The organism is Clavibacter davisi (genome assembly GCF_052751415.1).
The window spans coordinates 2618510-2638544 of sequence record NZ_CP199882.1 but is presented as its reverse complement, the minus strand read 5'-3'; the positions used below and the strand labels follow the sequence as shown (position 1 = coordinate 2638544).

Here is a 20035-nt window from a genome sequence, read left to right as displayed (position 1 = left end):
TCAGCCGACCGCCGCCAGCACCTCGGCCACGGCCCGCTCCACCTCGGCGTCCACGGCGTCGCGGTCGCCCGACTCGGAGTCGTGCACGAAGGCCGTCGCGCCGCGGCGCGCGCCGCAGTAGTCGAGGATCCCGTGGCCGATCTGGGTCTCGAACGACGCGAGGTAGCCGTGCCGGGCGAACGACTCCCGGCTCGTGCCGGAGACGGGCACGAGGTGCACGGTGAGGCGCTGGAGCCGCTTCTCGATGCGCCCCTCGTCGTCGATGCCGAAGGCCCAGCCCGCGATGAAGGTGCGGTCGATCCAGCCCTTGAGGAGGGCGGGCATCGACCACCACCACACGGGGAAGACGAGCACGACGTGGTCCGCGGCGTCGAGGCGCGCCTGCTCGGCGACGACGTCCGCGTGCGCGGGGGAGCCGCCGGCGTACGCGGCCCGGTCGGCCATGCCGAACACCGGGTCGAAGCCCTCCTGCGCGAGGTGCGCGACCTCCGTCCGGTCGGCTCCGAGGGCGGCGACGACCCGGCGGGCGACCTCGTGGGTGAGGGAGTCGGGATCGGGATGGGCCGTGACGATCAGCGCGGTCATGCGTCCATCCGACCACGCGCCGTTGGGCGGCCCCGACCGCGCGTCAGTCCAGCTCGCCCGGGCGCTCCTCCTCCTGGAGCAGCCGCCGGGCCGCGATCCCGATGATCGCGCTGTAGGTGGGGTACGCGAACCGCACGTGCGCGAGGGTGGCGACGTCGACGCCCGCGGCCATCGCGGTGGTGACCGACTGGATCACCTCGACCGCGTTCTCGCCCACGGCGTGCGCACCGAGGATCAGCTCACGGCGGCGGTCGGCGATGAGGAGCAGGAAGCCGGCCTCGCGGTCGTCGATCACGGCGCGGTCGACCTCGGCGAACGGCACCCGCGCCACGACGCACGCGCCGTCGCGCTCGCGCGCCTCCGCCTGGGTGAGGCCGACGCCCGCGTAGTCGGGGTCGGTGAAGCCGCCGGCCGGGAGGAGCTGCAGCGGGATCCGCCGGTTGACGCCCAGCACCGCGTTCTCGGCCGCGGCCTCGCCCTCCGACTGCGCCGCCTGCACGAGCATGTCCTTCCCGTTGGCGTCGCCCACCGCGAGGATGTGCGGCACGCGCGTGCGGAGGTAGCGGTCGACGGGGATCGCCGACCTCGTCACCTCGACCCCGGCGTGCTCGAGCCCGAGGTCGTCGACGTCGGCGGGCCAGCCGGTGGCCATGATCACGGCGTCGAAGCTGGAGGACTGCGGGCGGTCGCCCTCGCGCCAGAGCAGGGTGATGGATCCGTCGCCCGTCCGGGTGAGGCCCGTCACCGTGTCGATGCCGGTGCGCACCCGCACGCCCTGGGCGACGAACGCCGCGGCGACGGCCTCCGAGATCGCCTCGTCGGACGCCGTCAGCACGCGCGGCGCGACGTCGAGCAGCGTGACCTCGGAGCCGAACGAGCGGAACACCGTGACGAGCTGCGCGCCCGTGTTGCCCGCGCCGATGACGGCCAGACGGCGGGGGATCCCCGGCAGCGCGAGCACGTCCTCGGGCACGGTCGCGAGCTCGGCGCCGGGCACGGGCAGGCGGCGCGAGTGCCCGCCGACGCACACGATGATCGAGCCCGCCGTGATCCGCCGGCCGCTGTCGAGCACGAGCGTGCGGTCGTCGACGAAGCGCGCGCGGCCCTCGTGGATGAGCGTGATGCCCGCCTCCTCGAAGCGCGCCGCCTCGTCCTTGAGCGAGCGCACGCGGTCGACCTGCGCGTGCACGCGCGCCACGATCGACGGCCAGTGCGGCGCAGGCTCACCCACGCCGATCCCGCTCTCGCCCGCCGAGCGCACCTCGCGCACGAGCCGCGCGGTCTTCGCGAGCACGCGCGTGGGCACGCATCCGGTGTTGACGCACGTGCCGCCGAGGCGGCCGGCCTCCAGCACCACGACGGATGCGCCCAGCTCGGCGGCGCGGAGGGCGGCGGCGGTGCCCGCGGGGCCGGCGCCGATGACGGCGACGTCGTAGCGGTCGGGCTCGGCCGCGCCGCCGGGTTGCGCGTCGCCTGCGGCTGCGGCTGCGGCCTCGGCGGCGCGATCGGCGTGGTCGGTGCTCTCGGGCATGGCGTCCTCCGGGTCGGCGCGGCTGCGCGGCGGCGCCTCGGGTGCGCCTGCTCGTGAGGCTACCGAGCGGATCCCGCGGCGACCCGGGTGCGGAGGAGGTCGTCACCGGCCTGTCGTCCGGCGGCTCCTCCCCAACCCGCCGTCGCGCGTCCACCGCCTCGTCGTCGGCGCCCCTCGCCGCCGCGCCGCCGGCCCCGATACAGTGACGAGCGCACCCGGAGGCGACCCGATCCGCCCGACCACCGCGGGTGCGGCATGCCGCGAAGGAGCACCATGGCCGACATCCGCAAGGGCCTCGCCGGGGTCGTCGTCGACACCACCCGCATCAGCAAGGTCGAGCCGGCCACCAACTCCCTCCTCTACCGCGGCTACCCCGTGCAGGAGCTCGCCGCCGAGTGCTCCTTCGAGCAGGTCGCGTACCTCCTCTGGCACGGCGAGCTGCCGACCGACGAGGAGCTCGCCCACTTCGAGAACCAGGAGCGGTCGGAGCGGCAGCCGTCCGCGGCCGTGCTCGGGATCATCGACGCCCTCCCCGTCGACGCGCATCCGATGGACGTCCTGCGCACCGCGGTCAGCGCGATCGGCGCCGCGGATCCGACGCCGGAGGACCACTCCGCCGACGCCGACCTCGGGCGGTCCGTGCGTCTGCTCGCGCAGATCCCCGTGCTCATCGCGTACGACCAGCGGCGCCGCCAGGGCCTCGCGCCCGTCGAGCCGCGCGACGACCTCGGCCTCGCCGAGAACCTGCTCCTCATGGTGCACGGCGACCGGCCCACGGAGGCCGACGCGAAGGCGATGGAGGTGTCGCTCATCCTCTACGCCGAGCATTCCTTCAACGCCTCCACGTTCACGGCCCGGGTCATCACCTCCACCCTCGCCGACCTGCACTCCGCGGTCACGGGCGCCATCGGCGCGCTCAAGGGCCCGCTGCACGGCGGCGCGAACGAGGCCGTGCTCGAGACGCTCGACGAGATCGGCGACGCGTCGCGCGTGGAGGCGTGGCTCGATGCGGCGCTCGCCGCGAAGCGCAAGGTCATGGGCTTCGGCCACCGCGTCTACCGCGCGGGCGACTCGCGCGTCCCCACCATGAAGGCGGCGCTCGACGACCTCGTGGCCGCCCGCGTCGCCGACGGCGGGCCCACGGGGGAGTCCGCCACCCGCACCATGGAGCTGTACGACGCGCTCGAGCGCGGCATGGCGGCGCGCACCGGCATCCTGCCGAACCTCGACTACCCCTCGGGCCCCGCCTACGCGCTCCTCGGCTTCGAGACCCGCGCCTTCACGCCGCTGTTCGTCGCCGCGCGCGTGGTCGGCTGGACCGCCCACATCGTCGAGCAGCGGGCGGCGAACTCGCTGATCCGGCCGCTCTCCGAGTACGACGGACCGGCGGAGCGCCACCTCTCCTGACCGGCGCGCGTGGCCCGCTCGGCGCCCCCGTCACACGATCGGGAGCGCTCCCGCCGATCGTTAGGATGGAGCCCATGTCCCGCGGCGAGCCCTTCTACATCACCACGCCGATCTTCTACGTGAACGACGTCCCGCACATCGGGCACGCGTACACGGAGGTCGCCGCCGACGTCCTCGCGCGCTGGCACCGCCAGCGCGGCGACGACACGTGGTTCCTCACGGGCACCGACGAGCACGGGCAGAAGATCCTCCGCACCGCCACGGCGCACGACACGACCCCGCAGGCCTGGGCCGACCGTCTCGTCACCGAGAGCTGGCAGCCGCTGCTCGCCGCCGTCGACATCTCCAACGACGACTTCATCCGCACCACCGACGCCCGCCACGAGGAGTCGGTGAAGGTGTTCCTGCAGCGCCTCCACGACGCCGGGTACATCTACACGGGCGAGTACAAGGGCTCGTACTGCGTCGGCTGCGAGGACTACAAGCAGCCGAACGAGCTGGTCGAGGGCACCGGGCCGTTCGAGGGCCAGCTCGTCTGCGCCATCCACTCCAAGCCGGTCGAGCAGCTCGAGGAGAAGAACTACTTCTTCCGCATGAGCGACTTCGGCGAGCGCCTCCTCGCGTTCTACGAGGAGCGTCCCGACTTCATCCAGCCCGAGAGCGCGCGCAACGAGATCCTCTCGTTCGTGCGCGGCGGCCTGCAGGACCTCTCCATCTCGCGCTCCAGCTTCGACTGGGGCATCCCCATCCCGTGGGACGAGAGCCACGTCGTGTACGTGTGGTTCGAGGCGCTCATGAACTACGTCACGGCCATCGGCTACGGCGTGGACGACGAGCGGTTCCGCCGCCGCTGGCCCGCCACGCACCTCGTGGGCAAGGACATCCTCCGCTTCCACGCGGTCATCTGGCCCGCCATGCTCATGGCGCTCGGCGAGGAGCCGCCCCGCCGCGTCTTCGGCCACGGCTGGCTGCTCGTCGGCGGCGAGAAGATGTCCAAGTCGAAGCTCACGGGCATCGCGCCGGAGACCATCACCGACACCTTCGGCATCGACGCCTTCCGCTACCACTTCATGCGCGCCTTCGCGTTCGGGCAGGACGGCTCCTTCAGCTGGGAAGACCTGTCGGCCCGCTACCAGGCCGAGCTCGCCAACGGCTTCGGCAACCTGGCCTCCCGCGTGATCGCGATGGTCGGCCGCTACTTCGACGGCCGCGTCCCCGAGGGGAACGCGCTCACCGAGGCCGACGAGCGCGTGCTCTCCGTGGCGCGGTCCGCGGCGGCCACCGCCGACGAGGCCATCGAGCGGCTCGCGATCCACGAGGCGCTCGCCGCCGTGTGGACGCTGGTCGACGAGCTCAACGGCTACATCACGAGCCAGGAGCCCTGGGCCCTCGCCAAGAGGGACGACGGCCGCGAGCGCCTCGAGACCGTGCTGCACACCGCGGTCCGCGGGCTCGGCACGCTCGCCGTGCTGCTCGCGCCCGTGCTGCCCGGCGCCACCGCCAAGCTCTGGACCGCGCTCGGCGGCACCGGCACGGTCGGCGGGCAGCGCATCGACCTCGCCGACGAGTGGACCGGATCCGGCCTCGTCACCCCGCTCGAGGCGCCCCTGTTCCCGCGCATCGAGCAGGAGCCGGCGACGCCCGTCGCCTGACCCGTCGCTCGATCGTGCCGCCTCCCGGTCGGCGTCGGCACGCCGGGTGGGGGTCGCGCGGGGCGGCGCCAACGCGGGACGGGTGAGCGGGGCCGGTCCGTCCGGCACCCGCCCACCCACCCGAGGGCTGCTCTCCGCGGATCAGTTGATGCGGAACGTCTGCCACTGCGTGTTGTGGTTGCGGACGCCCGGGGGCAGGTCGTAGCAGGCGCCCGTCGACGCGGCCGTCCACGACGGGCTGTCTCCTCCGTCCGTGTAGATGTACACGCGGGCGTTGCTGACGTAGATGGATGCCGCATCCTCGCGGACCGGCTGTCCCAGGCCGACGGTGCCCCACTGGCTGCTGGTGAAGGTGTCGTTGACCCAGCCCTCCTTGGCGTTGAACCCCGTGTAGACGCGGGACGCCGTCCCGCCGCCTCCGCAGCCGGGTCCGTAGAAGATCTCGAACGCCGGCGTCGCCGCCTGCGCCGGGGTCGCTCCGGCCAGCGTCGCGAGCGCAGCTCCCGCGGTGACGGAGAGGGCCGCGATGACGCGCCTGCGCGTCGTGCTCCGTCTGCCCCCTCGTCTCGTTCCCGTGCTGGTGATCTCCGTCGATCCGTTCATCTTTCGCCATCCTGTCGTGTGTTCATGGTGGTGGGAGCGGGCATGGGAGACCCGCGGCACGGCGGCGTCCGACCGCCTGTAGCGCGGGACGCTAGCAGCCGCATCGGGCCCGGAACGGCTTCGTCCGAAGGCCCCCGGATCGCCCATCCCCGTGGTATATGCGGGGCGATGCGCAGGCCGATGCGTCGCGTCCCGGCCCCGGGCGACGCGGACGCCGTCGGTAGAGTGAGCGCGATGTCCGACTCCAATCACGTGCGCCAGCGCGACACCTCCTCGGCCCACGGCCAGACGCGCGATCTCTCGTACCCGCCGCTGCCCGAGGCGCTCACGGTCCCGGTCTACGACAACCACACGCACCTCGAGATCGCGGACGGCGAGTCGCCCCTCGACTTCACCGAGCACCTCGACCGCGCGAGCTCCGTGGGCGTCCGCGGCGTGATCCAGGTGGGCGGCGACCTCGAGACCTCCCGCTGGTCGGCGGAGACGGCCGCGCACGAGCCGCGCATGCTCGCGGCCGTCGCGATCCACCCGAACGAGGCGCCTGCCTACGAGGAGGCGGGCACGCTCGACGACGCGCTGGCCGAGATCCACGAGCTGGCCGGGCGCCCGCGCGTGCGCGCCGTCGGCGAGACCGGCCTCGACTTCTTCCGCACGGGCGAGGACGGCCGCGCGGCCCAGCAGCGCTCGTTCGAGGAGCACATCCGCATCGCCAAGGAGCGCGGAATCGCCCTCCAGATCCACGACCGCGACGCGCACGACGAGGTCGTCGCCACGCTGCTGCGCGTCGGCGCCCCCGAGCGCACCGTCTTCCACTGCTTCTCCGGCGACGAGGACCTCGCCCGGATCTGCGCCGAGAACGGCTGGTACATGTCGTTCTCCGGCACGGTCACCTTCAAGAACTCGCACGACCTCCGTGAGGCGCTCGCGTTCGCGCCGCGCTCGCTGCTGCTGGTGGAGACGGACGCGCCGTTCCTCACGCCCGTGCCGTTCCGCGGTCGGCCGAACGCGCCGTACCTCATCCCGCACACGCTCCGGGCGATGGCCGCGCACCTCGGCACCGACGTGTCGATGCTCGCCGCGCAGATCTCCTCCAACACCGAGCTCGTCTACGGCCGCTGGGACGACGAGCCCGTGACGTCGCCGTCGAAGGACCCGGCCGAGCTCGACCCGGCGGGCCGCGCGTGAGCGACGAGGCGTCGACCGCGCCCGCCGCCGCCCCGGCCCCCACGCTCCTCGGCCCCGCCGAGATCCGCGACCTCGCCGAGCTGCTCGGCGTCGCGCCCACCAAGAAGCTCGGCCAGAACTTCGTCATCGATGCCAACACGGTCCGCCGCATCGTGCGCGTCGCCCGCGTCGAGGCCGGCACGCACGTGGTCGAGGTCGGCCCCGGGCTCGGATCCCTCACCCTCGGCCTCCTCGAGACGGGCGCGAGCGTCGTCGCGGTGGAGATCGACGGCCGCCTCGCCGAGCAGCTCCCGATCACGGTGGGCCTCTACCAGCCGGACGCCGACCTCACCGTCGTGCACGAGGACGCGCTCCGCATCCAGGACCTGCCGGGCGACCCCGCCGCGCTCGTCGCGAACCTGCCCTACAACGTCTCCGTGCCCGTGCTGCTGCACCTGCTCGAGCACTTCCCGTCGATCCGCACGGGCGTCGTCATGGTGCAGGCCGAGGTCGGACACCGCATCGCCGCGGCACCCGGATCCAAGGTCTACGGATCCCCGAGCGTCAAGGCCGCCTGGTACGGCGCGTGGCGCACGGCCGGCCAGGTCAGCCGCCAGGTCTTCTGGCCCGTGCCGAACGTCGACTCCGTGCTCGTCGCCTTCGAGCGGCACGCGGAGCCCTTCGCCTCCGAGGAGCTGCGGAAGCGCACCTTCACGATCGTCGACGCGGCCTTCCAGCAGCGCCGCAAGATGCTGCGCCAGGCCCTCGCCGAGCTGCTCGGCGGGAGCGAGGCGGCGTCGGCGCTCCTCGAGGCCGGCGGGGTCGCCCCCACTTCGCGGGGCGAGCAGCTGAGCGTCCACGACTACCTCCGCGTAGCCCGTGCCTGGGCGGATCGCGACGGGGTCGGAGTGCCTCCCAGCCTCCGCTAGGTTGGATCACATGACCTCCGCGGCCACCACCTCAGATGTGGTGCACGCGCGGGCCCCGGGCAAGATCAACGTCTCCCTCACGGTCGGCGCCCTGCAGGAGGACGGCTACCACGACGTCGCCACCGCCTACCAGGCCGTGAGCCTCTACGAGGACGTGTACGCCACCCGGTCGGACGGCTTCTCGGTGGAGTTCGGCGGATCCATCGACACGTCGCACCTCACGGTCGGCGCCGACAACCTCGCCATCCGCGCCGCGCGCCTGCTCGCCCGGAGCACCGGGTACCGCGGCGGCGTGCACCTGCGCATCGAGAAGGACGTGCCCATCGCGGGCGGCATGGGCGGCGGATCGGCGGACGCCGCGGCCACCCTCCTCGCCTGCGACACCCTCTGGGGCACCGAGCGCACGCGCGACCAGCTGCTCGCGCTCGGCGCCGAGCTCGGCGCCGACGTGCCGTTCGCGCTCGCCGGCGGCACCGCCATCGGCACCGGCCGCGGCGACCGCCTCAGCCCCGCGCTCGCCAAGGGCACCTTCCAGTGGGTGCTCGCCATCGCGGAGTTCGGCGTCTCCACGCCCGACGTCTACGGCGAGCTCGACAAGCACCGCGAGCGCCACGCGCAGGACATCTTCCCGGCGCAGCAGGTCCCGCAGGTCGACTCGGGCGTGCTCCAGGCGTTGCGCGCGGGGGATCCGCACATGCTCGCCGAGGTCCTGCACAACGACCTCCAGGCGCCCGCCCTCCACCTCGCGCCCGGCCTCGGCGAGGTGCTCCAGCTCGGCGAGGAGAACGGCGCGCTCGCGGGCATCGTCTCGGGATCCGGTCCCACGGTCGCGTTCCTCGCGGCCGACCTCGACAGCGCGCTCGAGCTGCAGATCGCGCTGAGCGCCGCCCGCCTCACGGTCATCCGGGCCACCGGGCCCGTGCACGGCGCCCGCATCATCACCGGCTGACCCGGCCCGCTCCGCACCATGCGCACGATGCTGCCCCGCGCCGTCCGGCCCACGCGGCCCGAGTGGGCCCTCCTCGGCATCACGGCGATCTGGGGCGGCACCTTCCTCGCGGTGCACGTCGCGATGGAGCACAGCGGGCCGCTCTTCTTCGTGGGGCTCCGCTTCCTCGCGGCCGGGCTGATCAGCGCGGTCGTCTTCCGCCGGACGCTCCGCGGCATGCGCCGGGTCGATCTCGGCGCGGGCGCGGCCATCGGCGTCATGATCTTCCTGGGCTACGGCCTCCAGACGTACGGCCTGCAGACCATCCCGAGCAGCACCTCCGCCTTCATCACCGCGCTCTACGTGCCGCTCGTGCCGCTCCTGCAGTGGGCCGCGTTCCGGAAGCGGCCGAGCGCTCTCGCCCTGGTGGGGGTGGCGCTGGCGTTCGTCGGGCTCCTGCTCGTCGCGGGTCCGCAGGAGGGGGTGGCGCTCGGCGCGGGGGAGCTGGCGACGCTCGTGAGCACGCTGCCGATCGCCGCCGAGATCATCCTCATCGGCCTGTTCGCGGGCCGCGTCGACGTGGGCCGGGTGACCGTCGTCCAGCTCCTCGTCGCCGGCGCCCTGTCGCTGGCGTGCATGCCCGTGGCGGGCGAGGCGATCCCGGCGTTCTCGTGGGTGTGGCTCGTCGCGGCGCTCGCGCTGGGGGTGAGCAGCTGCCTCATCCAGCTCACGATGAACTGGGCGCAGCGCTCCGTGTCGCCGACGCGCGCGACCATCATCTACGCGGGCGAGCCCGTGTGGGCGGGGATCGTCGGCCGTGTGGCGGGGGAGCGGCTGCCCGCGCTCGCGATCCTCGGGGCAGCCCTCATCGTCGCCGGCACGCTCGTCAGCGAGCTGCGGCCGCGCGGGGCGCGTGAGCCCGATGCCGCGCCGCGTCCCGAGCCGGGTGAGGAGCGCCGGACCGTCGGCTGACGGGTGCGGCCTCGCGGTGCATCGGAGCGTCCCGGTGCCCGTCTACCGCGCGGCGCCCGTCGCGCGGAGGTGGCGGATCAGGTCCTCCGGCCCGGCGCACATCGCCTCGAAGGCGAGGTGGAGGGTCTCCCTGCGGTCGGCCGTGCCGACCGCGACGCAGCGCTTCCCGAGCCCGTAGGCGATCCCGGCCTCCATGTGCGCGGCGGCCCCCGCCGGGAGGACGAGCACGAACCGATCGGCTGCCCGGAGCGCGGCGAGATCCTGCTCGAACAGCCGGCGGATGCCCGGGTCGTCGAGGTCGGCGTGGTCGGCGCCACCCGGGGCGGCGAACGCGGCGGCGTCCGGGTCGTAGGCGGCGCGGACGAAGCAGTAGGACCGGGCGCCGATGCCGTCGAGCGCGTCGAGGACCTCGGCGACGCCCGGCCTGTTGCGCCAGCTGCCGGCGACGAAGTACGTGATCACGGAGGCGACGGTACGGGGTCCACGGTCGGGATCGTGGAGAACGCCCGCCCCGCGCGGAGCGGTGCCCCTACCCTCGGCGGCGCGTGCGCTCTCGCGCGTGGCTCCGATCCCGCTCGCCATCCTCCGAGGAGACATCATGCACATCATCACTCGCGCCGCCGCGGCGGTCGCCATCACCGTCAGCGCCGGGCTCCCGCTCGCGCTCGTCGCGCCGGCCGCGGCGCAGGCCGCCACCGAGTCGCCCGTCGCGGCGACCGGGCCGGCTGACTCGACCGCCCGCGTCGCGCTGCCGGACCCGCAGCGCATCACGGGGACGGGTCCGCTGACCGTCCACGGCACGCAGCGGGCCGTCTGCGCCGGCACGACCAAGTGCGTGGAGTTCCACGGCACGGGCGTCCCCGGCGAGATCGTCACCGTCACCTACGCCGTCACCCGCGACCCGGCGTACCGGAACCGCGGCGTCGCCGGGCTCACGGTGGTCGCGGAGAAGGCGCACGTCGACGGCTCCGGCGACTGGGCCCTCACCACCGAGTTCCCGAACCCCGTCATCACGACGGACGCCGCCGGCCACCGGGGGCTCGCGTACCACGTGGTCGAGACGCCCGACGGCACGGCGGTCACCGCCCGCTTCGCGGGGACCATCGCGGTCCGCTGATCCGCGACCGCTCCGTCCGCTGCATCCGCTCCACCGCGAAGGGCCCGACGCCACGGCGTCGGGCCCTCGTGCGTCCGCGGGGCGCATCCGCGGGGCGCATCCGCGGGCCGGTCCGCGGGCCGCATCCGCGAGCCGGGTCCGCGGGGCGCATCCGCGAGCTGCACCCGCCCGGAGGGGACGAGGCTCTCGCGACCCGGGTCCGAGCGGGACCACGGCGACGATCCTGCCGCCGTGGGACGCGGTCGACGCGACCTCAGCCGAAGGACGCGATGGCGTCGCGGACGGCCGCGGCGTACATCGCGGCGGCGCGCCTGCCGGGGTGGATCCCGTCCTTCGCGAGCAGCCCCGGGTTCGCCGTCGCGATGGCCTGCCAGCGCGCGATCCGCACGTTCGCGTGTGACGCGGCCGCCTGCTGGATCGCGTCGTCGACCCGCGAGGTCCACGACATGGGGCCGGACACGTCGACCAGGACCACCTTCCGGCCGCCCGCGGCCTGGATGGCCTGCTCGAGGTCGTCGACGCCGCCCATCCCGTTCGTGCCGAGCGCGATGACCACGGTGGTGGCGTCCGGCCGGGAGTCGAGGTGGCTGCGGACGAGCTGCGCGGCCGCGGGCATCTGCCGGCTGACCACCGCGTCGATGGTGATGCCCGGGAGCTGCTGCTGGAGCGCGCGTCCCGAGGCGAGCATGACCGAGTCGCCGATGGCGATCGTCGAGGAGCCGTCCATGGTCGGGGCGTGCGGTGCCGGGGCGGCGGGCGTCGGCGCGGGGGTCGACGTGGTGGGCGGTGATGCGCCGGGCGTCCCGGGGGCGTGGGCGGACGGACCGGGGGTCGCGGTGGGGGTCGGGGTCGCGCGTGGCGCATCCGCGTCCGGGGTGCCCGCGTCCGGCGCGCGGTCCGCGCCGGGAGCGCCCGGGGAGGCGTCGGGGGAGGAGGAGCCGCCCGGATCCGCCGCGACACCGGGGTCGCCGGGGCCGCCCGGGTCCCCGGGGGCGTCGGCACCGGGATCAACGTCGTCGTCGCCGGGGAGGTCGGCGCTGCCCTGCTCGACGAACCGCTGGGCCTCGGTCTCGCCGGGGTCGGCGCGCTCGGCCGCGGTGACCGACGTGCCGAGCCCCAGCACGAGCGCGACCGCCGCCGCGAGAGCCACGGGCTGCCGCAGGAGCCGGCGGAACCCCAGCCGGAGGACGGGCAGCTCGACCCACCGGTGGCTGGCGGCCGCGGCGACGACGGAGATCCCGAGGGCCAGCAGCAGTCCGGGCACGGGGCCCAGGCCCCCGACGTCGGGGAGCGCTGCCGCCGCGAGCACGAGCATCGGCAGGTGCCAGAGGTAGAGGCCGTAGGAGCGGCGGCCGAGCCAGCCCGTCGGTCCGGCGTCGAGGCGCGCGAACGGGGATGCACCGCCCCGGCTGCACGCGAGCACCATGACGCAGCCGAGCCCGGCGCCCAGCACGGTCACGAGGGAGCGCGAGCCCGGATCCGCGGCGTCGGGCGCGAGGGCCAGGAGCCCGAACGCGACGAGCGACAGGTACGAGACGACCGCCCACGCCGTCGCGTGCGCGTCGGCCGCGGGATCCGCGCGCGTCCGTCGCCGCTCGGCCGCCACCGCGAGGGCGGCGCCGAAGAGCAGCCCGAACGCGTGCGCGGGCGTCGCCAGGTAGGCGGCCTCCGTGAGCCCGGCGGCCGTGAGCGCGAGCGGGATGACGGCCGCCACCGCGCCCGCCGCCCACAGCCAGCGGAGCCGGATCGTGCGGCCGCCGCGCGTGAGGACGAGCAGCACCATCGGCCAGACCAGGTAGAACTGCTCCTCGATCGCGAGGGACCAGAAGTTGTCGAAGAGGCCCGTGGTCGAGTGGAGGAAGTAGTCGCCGCCGGCGATGAGCATCTGCCAGTTCGTGCCGAGCGCCGCCATGCCCACGAGCTGGGCGGGCAGCCCGACGAGCACGTCGCCGCCGATCATCGCGGCGACGGCCGTGGCCGCGGTGACGACGATCACGGCGGCCGGCAGGAGCCGGCGGACGCGGCGGACGGCGAAGGCGCCCAGGCGGATCGTGCCCGTCGCGCGTCGCTCGCGCAGGAGCAGGCCCGTGATCAGGAAGCCGCTGATGACGAAGAACACGTCGACGCCGGCGTACCCCCCCGGCACCGCGTCGGGGGCCGCGTGGAAGAGCACGACCGCCAGGAGCCCCAGCGCGCGCAGGGCGTCGAGGCCGGCGTACCGCGCGTGGGATCCGGCGGCGGCGTCGTCCGCGGGACCCGGGTCGACGGGTCCACGCGGATCCGGGGCGGGCTGCGATGGCACGGTGGCGCTCTCCTCGTGCTGGTCGGCGCGTGCGGCGGGATCCCCGCGGCGCGCTGCGGCCGCCCGCCGCGGTTCGCGTGGCGTGCGGTCCCCTCGTGTGGGGGCGCGGCGGGGCGACCGGATGGACCGGGCGTCGCCGAGCCCGTCAGGACCCTAGCCACTCGGGCGTCCGCCGTCGCGGAGGACGGCGGACCGGGGAGGCGCGTGTCGTGCGGCCCGGGCGCGCCGTGGCCGGGCGGGAGCGCTGTGGCGGGCGCCGGATCGGCCGCTCGGCTCAGCGCGTCCGCTGTGCGTGCGCGCGGGCCTTCATCCGGTTCCCGCAGGTCGCCATCGAGCACCACCGGGCCGTGCCGGGGCGGCTGCGGTCGAGGAGGAACAGCCGGCACTCGTCGTTCGCGCACGGGCGGAGACGGCCGGGCAGGCGTGCGGTCACGTCGGACCAGGCGAGGACGACCTCCACGGCCAGGCGCTCGTCCCGCGGCGCGCGGAGCTCCCACGTGACGCCCGCGGCGGTGACGCGCGGCGTGCGGACGGCCCCGTCGACGACGTCCGCCAGCGCGGCGACGGCATCGGCATCCGCGATGCCGCCCGCGCCGGCATCGGCCCGGACGACGGCCTGGATCGCGTCGCGCGCGCGGCGGAGGCGCTCGAGCTCGGCGGCGGTGCCGATGCCGCCCCAGGTGCGCGCGAGCTGCCGGCCGGATGCACCGTCGAGGTGGTCCTCGCGCCCGCCGTCGACCACCGGCGCGCTGTTCAGCACGGCCAGCAGCAGCTCCTCGTCCGGGTGCACGGCTCCTCGATCCTCCGCGCTCGGATGGCGCGATGGATCCATGCTACCGTCTCGCTAACCACCAAAACAACTCAAAGGGGTTAGCCATGGTCACCGTCCACCACCGCACCGTCTCGATCGACGGCCTCGACGTCTTCTGGCGCGAGGCCGGACCCGTCGACGCGCCCGTCCTCCTGCTCCTGCACGGCTACCCGTCGAGCTCGCACATGTTCCGGCACCTGATCCCCGCGCTCGCGGGCCGCTACCGCGTCATCGCGCCCGACCTGGTGGGCTTCGGCCGCTCGTCCGCGCCCTCGGTCGACGACTTCGCGTACACGTTCTCCGCGCTCGCCGACGTGACCGGGCGCTTCCTCGCCGCCATCGGGGTGTCCCGGTACGCGATCTACGTGCAGGACTACGGCGCCCCCGTCGGCTGGCGCCTGGCGCTCGCCGACCCCGGGGCCGTCACGGGCGTCATCACGCAGAACGGGAACGCCTACGAGGAGGGCTTCGTGCCCTCGTTCTGGGATCCGATCTGGGCCGACGGCGCGGAGCGCACCGACGCCACGCGCGACGCGCTCCGCCCGGCTCTCGGTCGTGACGCCGTCGAGTGGCAGTACACGCACGGCGTGCCGGACCCGTCCGTCGTGGATCCCGACGCCTGGGAGCACGACCTCGCGCTCCTCGCCCGCCCGGGCCAGGACGACGTGCAGCTGGCGCTGTTCCGCGACTACGCCACCAACCGGGAGCTGTACCCGGCGGTGCAGGCGTGGATCCGCGAGTCGCGCGTCCCGCTCCTCGCGATCTGGGGACGCCACGACGAGATCTTCGGTGCGGCGGGCGCGGAGGCGTTCCGGCGCGACGCCCCGCACGCGCGCATCGAGCTGGTCGACGGCGGGCACTTCCTGCTCGAGTCGCAGCTCGACCTCGTGGTGCGGACCATCGGCGAGTGGCAGGACGCCTCGTGATGCGCGGCCGGGCGGATCAGCCCGCGTCGACCCGCTCGTAGCGCTCGACGTTCGCGTTCATCACGTGCCAGTCGCGGGTCTTCGCGAAGCCGCGCGGCGTGAGCGCCTCGGCGACCTCGGGGCGGATGTCCTGCCTGTCGCTCGTGACGAGCCACACGACGTCGGCGCCGTCGACCTCGTCGACCCGGTCGGCCAGCGGGTGCGTCTGCTCCCAGAGGCCGTCGGTGTCGCCGGGCGGCGTGCGCAGCAGGATGTCGTCCATGCCGCGGAACGCGTCCGGGTAGGAGTACGCGACGATGCGCGAGGTCGCCTTGGGGTGCCGGCGCACCGGGCCGAAGATCACGGCCTCGCTCGTGCCGGGGGCCTCCTGGGCGCGCTCCTCGGAGACGATCCGCGCGATGGCGGCCCAGTCGGAGTCGGCCTTCCGGGTGGTGGTGCGGTCGTGCACGAGCTGCATCACCGAGAGTGCGACGAGCGCGGCCGTCACCGCGGCGACGAGCGGCTTCCACCTCAGCGCGAGGATCCCCACGGCCATGAGCATCGCGAACGCGGGCGCCGTGTAGGCCATGTAGCGCGGCGAGTAGAGCGGCGACATGAGGGTGGACGCGCCGATCAGCAGCAGCGTGGGCACGGCGCACCACACGACCGCGAGCTGCAGGATCGTCGGCGACCATCCGGCGTGCAGGTACGCCGACTCGTACTCGGCGAGGTCGCCCTCGGGCTCGACGCGGGAGGCGCGGCGGGCGCGCACCAGGCGGATCCCGCGGCGCACCAGCAGCGCGAGGCCCAGGAGCGCGACCGCCCAGGCGACCAGCGCGAACACGTCGTTCTCGGAGAAGAGCTGGGTGGACAGCACCTGCATGACGGTGTTCGGCCCGATGGGCTTGATCCAGCCGACCTGGCCCGACTGCTCCGTCACCACGCGCACGAGCGGCAGGCTGAGGAGCCCGGCGGCGATGGACGCGGAGGCCCACCCGAGCAACGACACGACCATGGGGCGGCGGCTGCGGCGGCCGGCGCGCGCGGAGGCGACGGCCCACAGGATCACGACGCCGTGCGCGCCCACGAGCAGCGCCAGGTACACGAACGTGGAGGCGCCGAGCCACGCGAGCAGCCCGTACAGCGCCCACCACCTGGCCTGCACCTGCCAACGCGCGCCCGCCCGGCGGGCCGCGAGCACCAGCGTGATCGTGAGCGCGACGGCGATGAGCGTGCCGAGGGCGAAGGACCGGCCCTCGGTGCCCATCCAGGCCGAGCGGGGGATCACGACGAAGACGATGCCGGCCACGATGCCGGTGGCGCGCGTCGAGACGGTGCGGGTGAGGAGCACGACGCCTGCGGCGGCCAGGCCGATGAACACGGCGCTCGGGAACCGCAGCGACGTGGGGGAGTAGCCGACCAGCTCGAACCACACCTTCATGCCCGCGTAGTAGAGGCCGTGGACGGCGTCGACCGTGCTGAGCTCACGGAGCAGGTCGTCCCAGCCGCGCGTGGCGGAGATCACGGTGGCGGCCTCGTCGTACCAGACCGACGGCGCGCCGGCGAGGGGGAGCGCGAGCAGGAAGCCGAGGAGGCCGATGATCCAGGCGTCGCCCCAGCGGCGGTGGTGGAAGCGGCCGAGGGGGGCGGAGGGGCGGCCGCCGCGGGTCCCGTCGGCGGGCCGTCGTACGCTGGGTCCGGTCGACGCGGGTCCGCGTCCGCCGTCCGTACGGAGGTCTGTCATGGGGTCGTCTCTGCCGCTCGTCGATCGGGAGGGCACCGACCCCGGAGGGCGGGGCCCGGGTGGTCAGGGCTCCGGGCAGGATGCGCACGAGCGGCGCGAACGGCACTCCCGGCACCTCGCCCTTCCCGGCATCGGGATGGGGGGTCAGTCCCGCATCGACCAGGCGCGCGTGCTCGTGATCGGCGCGGGCGGGCTGGGCTCCCCGGTGCTGCAGTACTTGGCCGCAGCGGGGATCGGGACCCTGGGAATCGTAGACGACGATGCTGTGGACCTCTCCAACCTCCAGCGCCAGACCATCCACGGCACGCCCGACGTCGGCCGGCCGAAGACCTCGTCAGCTGCGGATTCCGTGCACCGCACGGACCCCGGCATCGAGGTGATCGAGCACGCCGAGCGGCTCACCAACGACAACGCCCTCCGGATCCTGGGCGGATACGACGTGGTCGTCGACGCCACCGACAACTTCGCCACGAGGTACCTCATCAGCGACGCGGCGGCGCTCGTCGGCGTCCCGTGCGTGTGGGGATCCGTGTACCGGTTCGACGCGCAGGTCACCGTCTTCTGGGACGCGGCGCCCGACGGCCGCGGCATCGACTACCGCGACGTGTTCCCCGAGCCGCCCGCCGACGGCGCCGTGCTCTCCTGCGAGGAGGCGGGCGTGTTCGGCGCGGTGTGCGGCACGGTCGGGTCGCTCATGGCGACCGAGGTCATCAAGCTCGTCACGGGCGCGGGACAGCCGCTGCTCGGCCGGGTCGTGGTGCTCGACGCGCTCGCCGGCACCAGCCGCACCATCGGCGTGAAGCGCGCGAAGGGCCGCCAGCGGGTCACGGCGCTCGCCGACTACGACCTCTTCTGCGGCGTGGGCGCGGCCACCGACGGCACCGAGCTCGACGCGGACGAGGTGGAGCGGATCCTCGCCTCCGACGAGCAGGTCGTCCTCCTCGACGTGCGCGAGCCCGACGAGCGCCTCGTCGACTCCATCCCCGGCCACGTCGCGGTGCCGGTGCGCATCGTCACGGTGGATCCGGGCGCGGTGCCCGGCGAGATCACCGACCGCGTCATCGTCTACTGCGCGTCGGGCGTGCGCTCGCGGGCGGCCGCGGCGGCGCTGCGCGAGGCCGGGCGCGACGCGGTGAGCCTGCGCGGCGGGATCCAGTCGTGGCGGAGCGTGGCGGGGCGGGCGTGAGCTCGCGGGTCGTCGTCGCGCGCCGGTGCGCTCAGCTCGCGTCGTCCTCGGAGGCGTCGCCCGCCTGATCGCCCTTGCCCTTGCGGCGACGCAGCGCGCCCTCCGCCAGCCTCAGCTGGAGCCCGTCGGCTGCTGCGCGGCCTCGACCGAAGGCCGCGGCTCCGAGGCGGCGGGCGGCGTCCACGCCCTCGGCGCCCTGGTCGCGCGCCGAGTCCCAGGTGTCGCCCACTGCCGCGAGCCAGCGGCGCGCCTCCAGCGACTCGCGCTCGTCGGCGACGCCGAGCAGCCCGTTGAACCGCACGACGCCGGACGCCACCTGGTTGCTGGATCCCACGACCGCCCGCGAGTCGAACGGGTTGAGCAGCACCTTCGCGTTCGCGGTGCCGGCCGCGGCGTCCATCCGCTCGAGCAGGCGGTCGGTGGTGCGGCCGATCACGGCGAGGCGGTTCTGACGGACCGTGCGCAGCCCGACCCGGTGCTCGTCCAGCTCCTCCGGCGAGGCGTCGAGCACGCGGTCGAGCTCGAGCACGGCGACGGCGTCCTGGAGCTGGAAGCACCGCGCGAGCACGGCGAGCCACTCGCGCACGGTCGACTCCGCGTCCTTCGTCACGCGCACGAGGTCGTCGACCTTGGTCGTCTTCTCCATCTTCTCGGCGAGGGCGTCGAGCTGGCGGAGGGCGTAGCCCTGCGTGCGCGCGAGCGTCTGGGTCGTGCCCTGCACCTTCGACCAGGTGATGTCCGAGACGCGGCCCACCTGGGCGCGGATCATCGTGCCCTCGTCGATGACCATCTCCGCGCCGATCATGTCGGCGAGCACGGCGTCCTTCTGGCCGCGGAGGATGTCGTCGACCTTGGCGTCGATGACGGCCAGGTAGTCGCTGATCTCGTCCATGGCCTGCTCCAGGGCGTACTGGGCCATGACGGCGCCGACAGCGGCAGCGACGTTCGGATTCGCGAGCGCCTTCCCGGGTCCGGTCGCGAATTCGAGGATCTTCTTCGTCTTACCGCCGTGCATGACGATCGCGCGGCTGAGATGGTCGGCTGATCCCTTCATCGCGGGATTGTTCGCGAGCGCGGCTGCCGACTCTTTGGTCAGCTTGATCCACCGGCCGTGATTCGCAGCGATCTCAGAACCGCTCTGGATCACCGATGCCGCCACACCGATCACCGGCCACAGCTTCTTCAGCCCCAGATCCCGCCCCTTCGGCAGCTCGTTCGCGGCGAGGAAGCGCTCCACCGCGCTCGGCTCGCCGATGACGGCGAGGCCGTCGCCGTCGCTGATCAGCTGGACGTCGTCATCCACGGGGACTCCTTCGGGTGGGCCGGCCGGCTCGGTCGGGTACGGCCTGAGCCTCTCACCGTGCGCGCCGCGCGGGACGCCCCCGATCGGGGTGGATCACGCGACCGACGCCCGCAGCGACTCCGTCTCCCGCAGCTTCGCGCCCCACCGCTCCGGCTCGCCCTCCGCCGCCCGGACAGCGGACCGGTCGCATGCCCGCGAGGCGAGCGCATCGCCATGCCAGGCTCGTCGCATGACCCACGACCCCGTCATCCTCCGCTCCGACGACCCGCGGCTCGGCGGCCTGCTCGCCGCAGGCTGGAGCGTGGGCGCCCGGTCGTGGGGCGCGCAGCTCGACGCCGACCGCGTCGATGAGGCGCACCTGCGCGCGTGCGTGGCCGGCATCGCGCCCGGCCTGCGGATCCGCGAGCTCGGGCCGGACGACCGGGACCGGATCCTCGAGCTCGACGCCGCCACGATCGACGACTACCCGGGCGGCCCGGCCACCCGGCACGCGCCGTTCACGCCCGAGACCGCGCTCGTGGGCATCCCGGCGCGGCGTGCCTTCGGCGCCCTGGACGCGGACGGGCGCCTCGTCGCTCTCACGGTCGTCGACGTGGACGCGGCCGGCGCCCGGGCCGAGACGGACGTGACCGTCGTCGCGCGGACCCACCGCTCGCGCGGGCTCGGCCGTGCCGTGAAGGCGGCGTCCGTCCTGGCGCTACTCAGCGCGGGGATCCGGGCCTTCCGCACCGGCGGCTCCCGGGACAACGCGGCGATCATCGCGGCCGGCACCGCGCTCGGCTACCGCATCGACGAGGAGTGGCTCACCCTGCACGCGCCCGATGCCGCGCCTCCGTCGTGAACGTTCACGAGCCCGCTGCGCCCGCCCCCTTGACCGCGCCGGACGCCGGCCCGTA

18 protein-coding genes are annotated in these 20035 nt (G+C 74.4%); 10 read left to right on the top strand and 8 right to left on the bottom strand.

What is annotated here, in order from left to right; genetic code table 11:
• Positions 1-585 carry an NAD(P)H-dependent oxidoreductase gene (locus ACU4ZT_RS12420; protein ID WP_270979702.1) on the bottom strand — a complete coding sequence of 195 codons (585 nt, stop codon included), beginning with the start codon at positions 583-585 and terminating at the stop codon, positions 1-3.
• 43 nt (positions 586-628) lie between these two features.
• On the bottom strand, positions 629-2116 hold the full coding sequence (locus ACU4ZT_RS12415) for a dihydrolipoyl dehydrogenase family protein (protein ID WP_445337278.1): 1488 nt from the start codon (positions 2114-2116) through the stop codon (positions 629-631).
• A gap of 255 nt (positions 2117-2371) precedes the next feature.
• On the opposite strand from ACU4ZT_RS12415, the gene ACU4ZT_RS12410 reads away from it, so the two are divergent.
• Together ACU4ZT_RS12410 and metG are read left to right on the top strand one after the other, a co-directional pair.
• On the top strand, positions 2372-3523 hold the full coding sequence (locus tag ACU4ZT_RS12410; protein WP_445337277.1) for a bifunctional 2-methylcitrate synthase/citrate synthase: 1152 nt from the start codon (positions 2372-2374) through the stop codon (positions 3521-3523).
• A gap of 74 nt (positions 3524-3597) precedes the next feature.
• Positions 3598-5175, top strand: coding sequence for a methionine--tRNA ligase (metG, locus tag ACU4ZT_RS12405; protein ID WP_063071083.1), 1578 nt, complete (start codon positions 3598-3600; stop codon positions 5173-5175).
• A gap of 141 nt (positions 5176-5316) precedes the next feature.
• Here metG and ACU4ZT_RS12400 read toward each other — a convergent pair whose 3' ends face one another.
• A complete protein-coding gene (locus tag ACU4ZT_RS12400; protein WP_063071082.1) occupies positions 5317-5778 on the bottom strand; it encodes a hypothetical protein in 462 nt (153 codons plus the stop codon).
• A 234-nt stretch (positions 5779-6012) separates the two neighbouring features.
• Here ACU4ZT_RS12400 and ACU4ZT_RS12395 point away from each other — a divergent pair, with 234 nt between their 5' ends.
• Genes ACU4ZT_RS12395 through ACU4ZT_RS12380 form a run of 4 tightly spaced genes read left to right on the top strand, consistent with a single transcriptional unit; the run spans position 6013 to position 9771 of the window.
• Complete coding sequence (locus ACU4ZT_RS12395; RefSeq protein WP_270979695.1) at positions 6013-6963, top strand: TatD family hydrolase; 951 nt, start codon at positions 6013-6015, stop codon at positions 6961-6963.
• On the top strand, positions 6960-7871 hold the full coding sequence (rsmA, locus tag ACU4ZT_RS12390; RefSeq protein ID WP_445337276.1) for a 16S rRNA (adenine(1518)-N(6)/adenine(1519)-N(6))-dimethyltransferase RsmA: 912 nt from the start codon (positions 6960-6962) through the stop codon (positions 7869-7871). Before ACU4ZT_RS12395 ends, rsmA begins: the two co-directional genes overlap by 4 nt.
• 10 nt (positions 7872-7881) lie before the next feature.
• On the top strand, positions 7882-8820 hold the full coding sequence (locus ACU4ZT_RS12385) for a 4-(cytidine 5'-diphospho)-2-C-methyl-D-erythritol kinase (RefSeq protein ID WP_063071079.1): 939 nt from the start codon (positions 7882-7884) through the stop codon (positions 8818-8820).
• Positions 8821-8847: 27 nt separating this feature from the next.
• Positions 8848-9771 carry a DMT family transporter gene (locus ACU4ZT_RS12380; protein WP_063071099.1) on the top strand — a complete coding sequence of 308 codons (924 nt, stop codon included), beginning with the start codon at positions 8848-8850 and terminating at the stop codon, positions 9769-9771.
• A gap of 42 nt (positions 9772-9813) precedes the next feature.
• Here the strand turns inward: ACU4ZT_RS12380 and ACU4ZT_RS12375 are convergent, their stop codons facing one another.
• Positions 9814-10233 (bottom strand): TIR domain-containing protein, encoded by a 420-nt coding sequence (locus tag ACU4ZT_RS12375; RefSeq protein WP_063071078.1) that lies wholly within the window; start codon positions 10231-10233, stop codon positions 9814-9816.
• Positions 10234-10369: 136 nt separating this feature from the next.
• On the opposite strand from ACU4ZT_RS12375, the gene ACU4ZT_RS12370 reads away from it, so the two are divergent.
• Positions 10370-10888: a hypothetical protein gene (locus tag ACU4ZT_RS12370; protein WP_270979691.1), complete on the top strand. Its 519-nt coding sequence runs from the start codon at positions 10370-10372 to the stop codon at positions 10886-10888.
• A 253-nt stretch (positions 10889-11141) separates the two neighbouring features.
• On the opposite strand, the gene ACU4ZT_RS12365 is transcribed toward ACU4ZT_RS12370, so the two are convergent.
• Together ACU4ZT_RS12365 and ACU4ZT_RS12360 are read right to left on the bottom strand one after the other, a co-directional pair.
• Positions 11142-13190: an acyltransferase family protein gene (locus tag ACU4ZT_RS12365; RefSeq protein ID WP_063071076.1), complete on the bottom strand. Its 2049-nt coding sequence runs from the start codon at positions 13188-13190 to the stop codon at positions 11142-11144.
• A 274-nt stretch (positions 13191-13464) separates the two neighbouring features.
• Positions 13465-13980, bottom strand: coding sequence for a CGNR zinc finger domain-containing protein (locus tag ACU4ZT_RS12360; protein ID WP_270979688.1), 516 nt, complete (start codon positions 13978-13980; stop codon positions 13465-13467).
• Positions 13981-14066: 86 nt separating this feature from the next.
• Between ACU4ZT_RS12360 and ACU4ZT_RS12355 the strand changes: the two genes are divergently transcribed.
• A complete protein-coding gene (locus tag ACU4ZT_RS12355; RefSeq protein ID WP_414749093.1) occupies positions 14067-14927 on the top strand; it encodes an alpha/beta fold hydrolase in 861 nt (286 codons plus the stop codon).
• Between the two features lie 16 nt (positions 14928-14943).
• On the opposite strand, the gene ACU4ZT_RS12350 is transcribed toward ACU4ZT_RS12355, so the two are convergent.
• The gene (locus ACU4ZT_RS12350) at positions 14944-16650 is read right to left on the bottom strand and encodes a glycosyltransferase family 39 protein (RefSeq protein WP_445337275.1); all 1707 of its coding nucleotides are present in this window, start codon (positions 16648-16650) and stop codon (positions 14944-14946) included.
• Between ACU4ZT_RS12350 and ACU4ZT_RS12345 the strand changes: the two genes are divergently transcribed.
• Positions 16649-17836 (top strand): ThiF family adenylyltransferase, encoded by a 1188-nt coding sequence (locus tag ACU4ZT_RS12345; protein ID WP_445337274.1) that lies wholly within the window; start codon positions 16649-16651, stop codon positions 17834-17836. The genes ACU4ZT_RS12350 and ACU4ZT_RS12345 overlap by 2 nt on opposite strands.
• Positions 17837-17867: 31 nt before the next feature.
• Here the strand turns inward: ACU4ZT_RS12345 and ACU4ZT_RS12340 are convergent, their stop codons facing one another.
• Positions 17868-19139, bottom strand: coding sequence for a hypothetical protein (locus ACU4ZT_RS12340; RefSeq protein WP_414749091.1), 1272 nt, complete (start codon positions 19137-19139; stop codon positions 17868-17870).
• Between the two features lie 229 nt (positions 19140-19368).
• On the opposite strand from ACU4ZT_RS12340, the gene ACU4ZT_RS12335 reads away from it, so the two are divergent.
• On the top strand, positions 19369-19980 hold the full coding sequence (locus ACU4ZT_RS12335; protein WP_270979681.1) for a GNAT family N-acetyltransferase: 612 nt from the start codon (positions 19369-19371) through the stop codon (positions 19978-19980).
• Positions 19981-20035 lie beyond the last annotated feature (55 nt).

Coding starts and splice junctions, on each gene's coding strand:
- ACU4ZT_RS12420 (WP_270979702.1), bottom strand. CDS start 585: ATGACCGCGCTGATCGTCACGGCCCATCCCGATCCCGACTCCCTCACC.
- ACU4ZT_RS12415 (WP_445337278.1), bottom strand. CDS start 2,116: ATGCCCGAGAGCACCGACCACGCCGATCGCGCCGCCGAGGCCGCAGCC.
- ACU4ZT_RS12410 (WP_445337277.1), top strand. CDS start 2,372: ATGCCGCGAAGGAGCACCATGGCCGACATCCGCAAGGGCCTCGCCGGG.
- metG (WP_063071083.1), top strand. CDS start 3,598: ATGTCCCGCGGCGAGCCCTTCTACATCACCACGCCGATCTTCTACGTG.
- ACU4ZT_RS12400 (WP_063071082.1), bottom strand. CDS start 5,778: ATGAACGGATCGACGGAGATCACCAGCACGGGAACGAGACGAGGGGGC.
- ACU4ZT_RS12395 (WP_270979695.1), top strand. CDS start 6,013: ATGTCCGACTCCAATCACGTGCGCCAGCGCGACACCTCCTCGGCCCAC.
- ACU4ZT_RS12385 (WP_063071079.1), top strand. CDS start 7,882: ATGACCTCCGCGGCCACCACCTCAGATGTGGTGCACGCGCGGGCCCCG.
- ACU4ZT_RS12380 (WP_063071099.1), top strand. CDS start 8,848: ATGCTGCCCCGCGCCGTCCGGCCCACGCGGCCCGAGTGGGCCCTCCTC.
- ACU4ZT_RS12370 (WP_270979691.1), top strand. CDS start 10,370: ATGCACATCATCACTCGCGCCGCCGCGGCGGTCGCCATCACCGTCAGC.
- ACU4ZT_RS12355 (WP_414749093.1), top strand. CDS start 14,067: ATGGTCACCGTCCACCACCGCACCGTCTCGATCGACGGCCTCGACGTC.
- ACU4ZT_RS12345 (WP_445337274.1), top strand. CDS start 16,649: ATGGGGTCGTCTCTGCCGCTCGTCGATCGGGAGGGCACCGACCCCGGA.
- ACU4ZT_RS12350 (WP_445337275.1), bottom strand. CDS start 16,650: ATGACAGACCTCCGTACGGACGGCGGACGCGGACCCGCGTCGACCGGA.
- ACU4ZT_RS12335 (WP_270979681.1), top strand. CDS start 19,369: ATGACCCACGACCCCGTCATCCTCCGCTCCGACGACCCGCGGCTCGGC.